The organism is Amycolatopsis sp. NPDC049252, from assembly GCF_043197175.1.
Lineage (GTDB): Bacteria > Actinomycetota > Actinomycetes > Mycobacteriales > Pseudonocardiaceae > Amycolatopsis.
In genome coordinates this window covers 202,231-209,925 of the sequence record NZ_JBICSQ010000008.1, presented here as the reverse complement: position 1 = coordinate 209,925, position 7,695 = coordinate 202,231, and the positions used below count along the sequence as shown (strand labels likewise).

Annotated in this window: 6 protein-coding genes; all 6 read right to left on the bottom strand. The window is 72.1% G+C overall.

Annotated features, from left to right (window positions below; genetic code table 11):
• Positions 1 to 176: 176 nt before the first annotated feature.
• From ACGFMK_RS14015 to ACGFMK_RS13990, 6 genes are read right to left on the bottom strand one after another with little or no spacing between them, the layout of a single operon-like run.
• Positions 177 to 1,421 carry a nucleotide disphospho-sugar-binding domain-containing protein gene (locus tag ACGFMK_RS14015; protein WP_392761967.1) on the bottom strand — a complete coding sequence of 415 codons (1,245 nt, stop codon included), beginning with the start codon at positions 1,419 to 1,421 and terminating at the stop codon, positions 177 to 179.
• The gene (locus ACGFMK_RS14010; protein WP_392761964.1) at positions 1,418 to 2,635 is read right to left on the bottom strand and encodes a nucleotide disphospho-sugar-binding domain-containing protein; all 1,218 of its coding nucleotides are present in this window, start codon (positions 2,633 to 2,635) and stop codon (positions 1,418 to 1,420) included. Before ACGFMK_RS14010 ends, ACGFMK_RS14015 begins: the two co-directional genes overlap by 4 nt.
• Positions 2,632 to 3,894, bottom strand: coding sequence for an activator-dependent family glycosyltransferase (locus tag ACGFMK_RS14005; RefSeq protein WP_392761962.1), 1,263 nt, complete (start codon positions 3,892 to 3,894; stop codon positions 2,632 to 2,634). The genes ACGFMK_RS14010 and ACGFMK_RS14005 overlap by 4 nt, the downstream gene beginning before the upstream one ends.
• Before the next feature lie 8 nt (positions 3,895 to 3,902).
• Complete coding sequence (locus ACGFMK_RS14000; protein ID WP_392761959.1) at positions 3,903 to 5,111, bottom strand: nucleotide disphospho-sugar-binding domain-containing protein; 1,209 nt, start codon at positions 5,109 to 5,111, stop codon at positions 3,903 to 3,905.
• Between the two features lie 5 nt (positions 5,112 to 5,116).
• Positions 5,117 to 6,352 (bottom strand): nucleotide disphospho-sugar-binding domain-containing protein, encoded by a 1,236-nt coding sequence (locus ACGFMK_RS13995; protein WP_392761956.1) that lies wholly within the window; start codon positions 6,350 to 6,352, stop codon positions 5,117 to 5,119.
• Entirely contained in the window at positions 6,352 to 7,686 is a 1,335-nt protein-coding gene (locus tag ACGFMK_RS13990) for an activator-dependent family glycosyltransferase (protein WP_392761953.1), read from the bottom strand. The genes ACGFMK_RS13995 and ACGFMK_RS13990 overlap by 1 nt, the downstream gene beginning before the upstream one ends.
• Positions 7,687 to 7,695 lie beyond the last annotated feature (9 nt).

The window sequence follows — 7,695 nt, the reverse complement described above, 5'->3', positions numbered from 1 at the left end:
ACGCCTTGGGTGCACCGGAAGCAGCGGTTCCAGCCGCTCCCACAGCTGATCGGTCAGGACCTCCTCACGCATACCAACATTCTGGAAAGCTCTGCTTGTCAGGCAAGACGACACGCCGACTCATTCTGAACTGCCCCCTTAGAGTCCCTCAATGCGACATTCACGGCTTTCCGGGGTCAGGTGAGCTGGTGTTTGCGGGTGAGCTGCTTCAGCTGGGCGACGAGGTCGTTCGGGCCCGGCTGGGCTTCGATTTCGGCGCGTAGCGCCTGAGCTCGGGTGCGGAAGGTCGGTTCGGTGAGGAGCCGTCGGAGTGCGTCGTGGACGGCTGGGCCGGTGGCGTCGTCCGAGTGGACCGTGAGGCCCGCGCCCTGCTCCTCCAGCTTGCGGGCCAGCAGGGGTGCGTCGAAGTCGTACGGGAGGGTCAGCTGGGGGACGCCGTGGCGGGAGAACGTCGCCAGGGTGCCGAAACCGCCGTGGTGGATGGCCGCCGTACACGTCGCCGCCAGGGCGTCCAAGGGGACGTACGGGACCACTCGCGCGTTCGACGGGATCGGGCCCAGCGACTCGGGGTCGGCGATCGTCGCCACCACCTCGACGTCCATTGTGGACAGAGTGGCCAGGATGTCGCGGACGTTCACCGTGTAGCCCGAGTACTCCGTCGCCGAGGTGCCCAGCGTCAGGGCCACTCGCGGCCGGTCGAGCGGCTGGGTCACCCAGGGCGGGACCACCGCCGCGCCGCCGTACGGCGTGTAGCGGACCGGGAGCGCGTCCAAGGAGACGGCGAGGCTCGGCGGGAGCGGGTCGAGGGTGAAGTGCCCGGCACGCAAGTGATCCTCGTACGGGAGGCCGTGGCGGGACGCGGTTTCGGTGAGCCATTCGGTGAGGCGGTCGGTGGCGGTGAAACGACGGATCCAGTCGTGCGTGACGCCCAGGAAGTCCGTGCCGAACAGCACCCGGCCGTGCGCGGCGCCGCACGCGTGGGCCGCGAGGGCGCCGCTGTAGGTGAACGGCTCCCACAGCACCAGGTCCGGCCGCCACGCGCGGGCGAACTCGACCGCGCCGTCCAGCAGTGGCTCGTTGTCCTCGCCGAACGCGTACGTCACCATCATCTCGAACGCCTCGGCGCGCTCCTCGGTCCAATCGGCCGGCGACGGCGTGAACTCCGCGAGGTCGTACGGCTTCGGCAAGCCGCGCCGCAGCGCGTCGCGCGCCTCCTGCGCCTCCGGCGTGTCGTCCTCGGGGTCGGGTTCCGGGTCGTGGCCGAGCGGGACGGCGGTGAGGCCGGCGCGGGTGATCGCGTCGGTGAACCCCGGCGTGCTCGCCACCCGGACCTCGTGCCCGGCGGTGCGCAGCGCCCACGCGAGCGGCGCCAGCGCGTAGAAGTGCGTCAGCTGGGGCAGGACGCAGCACAGGACCTTCACGGCCGGCCTCCGCGGTGTTTCGTGGTCAGTTCCTCGAGCCGCGCGACGACGGCGTTGGGGCTCGGCATCGCGGCGATCTCCCCGGCCAGCCCGGCCGCGGCGGCCTGGATACCGTCGTTGCGCAGCAGCTGTTCGACGCTCCACCGGATCCGCCGGCCGCTGGCCTGCGCCGGGGTTACCGTCAGGCCGGCGCCTCGGGCGGCGAGCTTGCGGCCGAGCAGCGGCGCGTCGAAGTCGTGCGGCAGGGTCAGCTGGGGGACGCCGTGGCGGGCGAACGTCAGCATCGTGCCGAACCCGCCGTGGTGGATCGCCGCCGCGCACGTCGGGGCCAGGGCGTCGAGCGGCACGTACGGCACCGCCCGCACGTTGTCCGGCACCGGCCCGTCGACCGTCGCCACCACCTCGACGTCCATTGTGGACAATGCGGCGAGCAGGTCGGGCACCTGCACGCTGTAGCCGCCGTACTCGAGCGTCGCCGAGGTGCCCAAGGTGAGCGCGATCCGGGGCCGTGACGGCGTTTCCCGCAGCCAGGCCGGGACTTCCGCCGGGCCACCGTAGGCGACGTACCGCGCCGGGACGTATTCCAGCTCCGGCGAAGCCAGCCGCAGCGGCGACGGCAGCTGGTCGACGGTGAAGTGCCCGGACCGCAGGTCATCGGTGTAGGGGATACCCAGCGAAGCGGCAGTGGTGCGGAGCCACGCGGTGAGCCGGTCGTCCGGCACGTGCGTGTGGATCCACTCGTGCGTGACGCCCAGGAAGTCCGTGCCGAACAGCACCCGGCCGTGCGCCGCGCCGCAGGCCGCCGCGGCGAACGCGCCCGCGTAGGTGAACGGCTCCCACAGCACCAGGTCCGGCTGCCAGGACCGGGCGAACGCGACGACGTCGTCGAGGATCGGCGCGTTGAACTCGCCGAAGGCGTAGGTGACCATCGCGTCGAACGCCTCGGCGTGCCCGTCGGTCCAGTCCGCCGGCGTTTCCGCCAGGTCGTACGGCGCGGGCAGCCCGGCGGGGGCCTCCTCGGCGATCTCCTCGTCGTCCTCGGCGTCAAGGGGTCCGACCGGGACGGCGGTGAGCCCGGCGTCGGTGACGGCTTCGGCGAAGCCGGGCGAGGTCGCGTACCGGACCTCGTGCCCGGCCGTGCGCAGTGCCCAGGCGAGCGGGACCGTCGCGTAGAAGTGTGTCAGCTGCGGCAACGCGCAGACCAGGACCTTCACGAGGCACCGCCGCGGTGCTTGACGGTCAATGCTTCCAGCTCGCCGACCAGCTGGTTCGGCGTCGGCAGCGCGTGCATCTCGTCGCGCAGCCGCGCCGCCCCCTCGGTGAACGACGGCTCTTCCAGCAGCCGCAGCACGTTCGTGCGGATCGTGTCCGCGTCGATCGGGATGCCGTGCATGTTCAGCCCGGCGCCGGTCGCGGCGAACCGGCGGCCGATCAGCGGCTCGTCGAAGTGGTACGGCAGGGTCAGCTGCGGGACGCCGTGCAGCGCGAACGTCGAGAGCGTGCCGACGCCGGCGTGGTTGATCGCCACCGAGCACGTCGACGCGAGCGCGTGCAGCGGGATGTACGGCATCAGCAGCGCGTTCTCCGGGATGCTGCGCAGCTTCTCCTGCTCGTCCTCCGGCACCGTCGCGTACAGCTCGACGTCGAGGTCGGCGAGCGCGTCGAGGACGTCCTGGATGTCGATCGTGTACCCGGCGAAGTGCCCGGTCGCGGTGAGGCCCATGGTGAGCGCGACGCGCGGCTTCTCGGGCTTGATCTCCAGCCACCACGGCGCGATCGCGACGCCGCCGTACGGGACGTTGCGCATGTGCAGGTAGTTGAGGTCGGCTTCGCACTGCAGGCTCGCCGGCATCGGGTCGATCGTGAAGTCGCCGGTGATCAGGTCTTCGGTGAAGTCGAAGCCGTACTTGCGGCCGTAGGAGGCGAACCACTTCGCGAGGGGGTCCTCGGTCTGGCCGAAGCCGCGGAAGATCTCGCGGGCGCGGCCGTAGACGTCGGCGCCGAACAGGAGCCGCGCGTGCGCCGCGCCACACGCCTTGGCCGCGATCGCGCCCGCGTAGGTGAACGGCTCCCAGATCACCAGGTCCGGCTGCCAGGACCGGGCGAACTCGACCAGGCCGCCGATCATCGAGAAGATCTCGTAGCGGCAGCGCTCGACGTCGTCGACGTACCCGGTGAGCATGCTCTCCCAGTCGGCGCTCGACGGGTCTTCGACGGCGTCGTACGGCGGGTGCAGGCCCTCGCGGGCCTCTTCGAGCATGTCCTCGGTGACCTGCATGGCCACGAGCAGCCGGCGCGGGTCGACCTGGCGGCCGGCCGGGACGGCGGTCAGCCCGGCTTGTGTCACCTCCTCGACGAAGTCGGGCTGCGTGGCGACGACGACCTCGTGCCCGGCCGTGCGCAGGGCCCAGGCCAGCGGCACCATCGGCTGGAACATGCTGCCCTGGTTGGCGGTGGTGAACAGGATGCGCATGGTGCTCCTCAGCGGGCGAGTTCGTGGGCGAGTTCGTTGGGCGTGGGCAGAGCCCGGATCTCCTTGCGCAGCGCGGCGGCGCGCTCGCGGAACTCCGGTTCGGACAGCAGCCGCACGACGTGCTCCCGGACGGCCGCGGGGGTGGCCTGGTCGCCGGGCAAGGTGAGCGAGCCGCCCTGGTCGGCCGCGCGGCCGGCGAGCGCGGGCTCGTCGAACGTCCAGGGCACGGTCAGCTGCGGGACGCCGTGCCGGGCGACGGTCAGGAAGGTCCCCGGTCCGGCGTGGTTGATGACGACGTCGCAGGTCGGGGTGAGGACGTCGAGTGGCACGAAGGGGACCACCCGGGCGTCGACCGGGCCCAGGTCTTCGCCGACGGTGGCGACCACCTCGGCGTCCACAGTGGACAACTCGGCCAGGATGTCCTTGACGCTCACGGTGTAACCCGCGAACTGCTCGGTGGCCGACGTCCCGAGCGTGAGGCCGATGCGCGGGCGGTCGCGGGGGCGTTGCAGCCAGTCCGGGACCGTCGACGGGCCGTTGTAGGGGACGTACTGCATCGAGCGGTAGTCGAGGTCGGCGTCGAGGCGCAGGGACGCGGGCAGCGCGTCGATCGTGAACTCGCCGGTGATCAGGTCTTCGTCGAAGTCGAAGCCGTACTTGCGGGCGTACCCGCCGAGCCAGTCCTTGAGAGGATCGGACTCCGGGGCGAGGGCGAGGAACCGTTCGCGCGTCACGCCGAAGACGTCGAGGCTCCACAGGAACCGCGCGTGGGCCGCGCCGCACGCCTTCGCCGCGATCGCGCCCGCGTACGTCGTGGCCTCCCAGATCACCAGGTCCGGCTGCCAGGCGCGGGCGAACTCGACGAGCCCGGGGACGAGCGCGAAGTTGTTCAGCTTGTGGCCGTGCTCGATCATCCGCGCGTACCCGGCCCGCATCTCCTCGGCGCCCACCGGCCGCAAAGCGGCGTCGTACGGCGACGGCAGGCCCGCCCGGTCCGCCTCGGCTTCGGCGGGATCCAGGGACAGCAGCCGCCGCCAGGTGTTCGTGCGCTCCCGCCCGACGGGCACCGCGGTGAGCCCGGCCGCGGTGATCGTGTCGGCGAAAACCGGGGGCGCGGCGACGCGGACCTCGTGCCCGGCCGTGCGCAACGCCCAGGCCAAGGGCACCATCGGCTGGAAGACCGTGGACTCGGGGTAGGTGGCGAACAGGACGCGCATCGGCCTCACCGGTTCTTCTCGACGAGGGCTTCGATCTCCTCGGCGACGTCGTTGGGGGACGGCAGGCCGCGCAGCTCGTCCCGCAGGTCTGCGGCGCGGGCCTTGAACGAGGGTTCGGCCAGCAGCCGTTCGACGCCCTCGCGGATCCGGACGCCGGTCGCCCGGTCGCCGCGGATGGTCAGCGACCCGCCCTGCGCGGCCGCGCGGCGGGCCAGCTCGGGCTCGTCGAAGTCCCAGGGGACCGTCAGCTGCGGGACGCCGTGGCGGGCCACGGTCAGGAACGTGCCCGGCCCGGCGTGGTCGATGACGACGTCGCAGGTCGGGGCCAGCGCGTCCAGGGGGACGAAGGGCACCACGCGCGCGTTGTCCGGGATCGGGAACGCGGGATCCTTGACCGTCGCCACCACCTCGACGTCCAAAGTGGACAGCTCGGTCAGGGTGTCCGCGACATCGACGACGTAGCCGCCGAACTGCTCGGTCGCGGTGGTGCCCAGGGTGAGGCCGATGCGCGGGCGCTGGGTGGGCAGCCAGTCCGGGGTGGCGGCCGGGCCGCCGTAGGGGACGTACTGCATCGGCCGGTAGTCGAGGTTGCTCGCACGCAGGCCGATCGACGGCGGCACCTGGTCGATGCTGAACTGCCCGGTCGTCATGTCCTCGGTGAACTCGAAGCCGTACTTGCGGCCGTAACCGCCGAGCCAGTCCGCGAGCGGGTCCTCGGGGGCGCCGTTCGCCGTCCGCCGGTAGATCTCGCGGGTCGCACCGAAGACGTCGAGGCTCCAGAGCAGCCGGGCGTGCGCCGCGCCGCACGCCTTCGCGGCGATCGGGCCCGCGTAGGTCAGCGGCTCCCAGATCACCAGGTCGGGCTCCCACGCCCGGGCGAACTCGGCGAGGCCGCCGATCAGCGGGAAGTTCTCCAGCTTGTGGCCCTCGTCGACGGCGATGCGGTGGCCCTCGCGCAGGTCTTCCCAGTCCGCGTTGGCCGGGTCCTCGACCACCCGCCACGGGCTCGGCAGGCCGGCTCGTGCCTGCTCCAGCAGGGCCGGGTCGAGGCTCTCCATCCGCCAGATCGTCGCGTCGCGCCCGACCGGGACGGCGGTGAGCCCGGCCTGCGTCACCACGTCGGCGAACGCCGGCTGGCAGGCGACGCGCACCTCGTGGCCGGCCGTCCGCAGCGCCCAGGCCAGCGGGACCATCGAGCAGAAGATGGTCCGCTCGGCGATGACGGTGAACAGGATCTTCATCAGCGCGTCCGGAACTTCACGGTCAGCTCTTCCAGCTGCCCGGCGACGTCGTTGGGCGAGGGCAGCGCGAGCATCTCCTGCTGCAGGTCGACGGCCCGCGCGCGGAACCGCGGCTCGGCGAGCAGCCGGGCGACGCCGTCGGCGACGTCCTTGCCGGTCGCGTGGTCGCCGCGGATCATCAGCGCCGAGCCGTGCGCGGTGGCGCGGCGGGCCAGCTCCGGCTCGTCGAGGTCCCACGGCAGGGTCAGCTGCGGGACGCCGTGCAGCGCGACGGCCAGGTAGGTGCCCGCGCCGGCGTGGTTGATCACGACGTCGCAGGTCGGCGCGAGGGCGTGCAGCGGGGCGTACGGCACGATCCGGGTGTTGCGCGGCACGGCGGTGAGCCGGCCGCGGACGTTGTCGGCGACCGTGGCGATCACCTCGATGTCGAGATCACCGAGCGCGGTGAGGACGTCCTGGACGTCCACGGTGTAACCGTCGAAGCGGATGGCGGCCGTGCTGCCCAGGGTGAGCGCGACGCGCGGGCGCGTCGGGGCCGCCCACAGCCAGTGCGGCACCGACGCCGGGCCGCCGTAGGGAACGTGCTGCATCGGCACGTAGTCGACGTCGTCGGCGGCCATCCGCAGCGAACCGGGGAACTGGTCGACGGAGAACTGGCCGGTGACCATGTCCTCGCCGAACTCGAAGCCGTAGCGCTCGCAGTAACCCTCGTACCAGTCGGCGAACGGGTCGTAGCGCTGGTCTTCCGGCTGCTGCGCCAGGAGTTTCACATAGTGCGAGCGGGTGACGCCGAACGCGTCGAGCCGGCCCAGGAGCCGGCCGTGCGCCGCGCCGCAGGCCTTCGCCGCGATCGCGCCCGCGTAGGTCGACGGCTCCCACAGCACGAGGTCCGGCTCCCAGGCGCGGGCGAACTCGACGAGCCCGGCGATCAGCGGGAAGTTCTCGGGTTTGTGGTCGGTCCACACTGCGCCCGCGTAGGCCGGCAGCATCTTCTCCCAGTCGGCGCGCTCGGGGTACTCGGCGACGTCGTAGGGCGCGGGCATGCCGGACTCGAGCTTCAGCAGTTCCAGGGCGTCTTCGTCGGAGACGCCCTCGAATTCGGCCTTCAGCTCCGCGTTGTGCTCGAGGGCGCCCATCACGGCGTCGAGACGGCGGTACAGGTCGACGTCCCGGCCGACCGGGACGGCCGTCAGCCCGGCCTGGGTGATCGTCTCGGCGAAGTGGGGCGCCGCGGCGAAGCGGACCTCGTGCCCGGCCGTGCGCAACGCCCAGGCCAGCGGGGCCATCGGCATGAACGTCGTCGGCTCGGGGGTGTCGGTGAACAGAACGCGCATGGTCGTCGT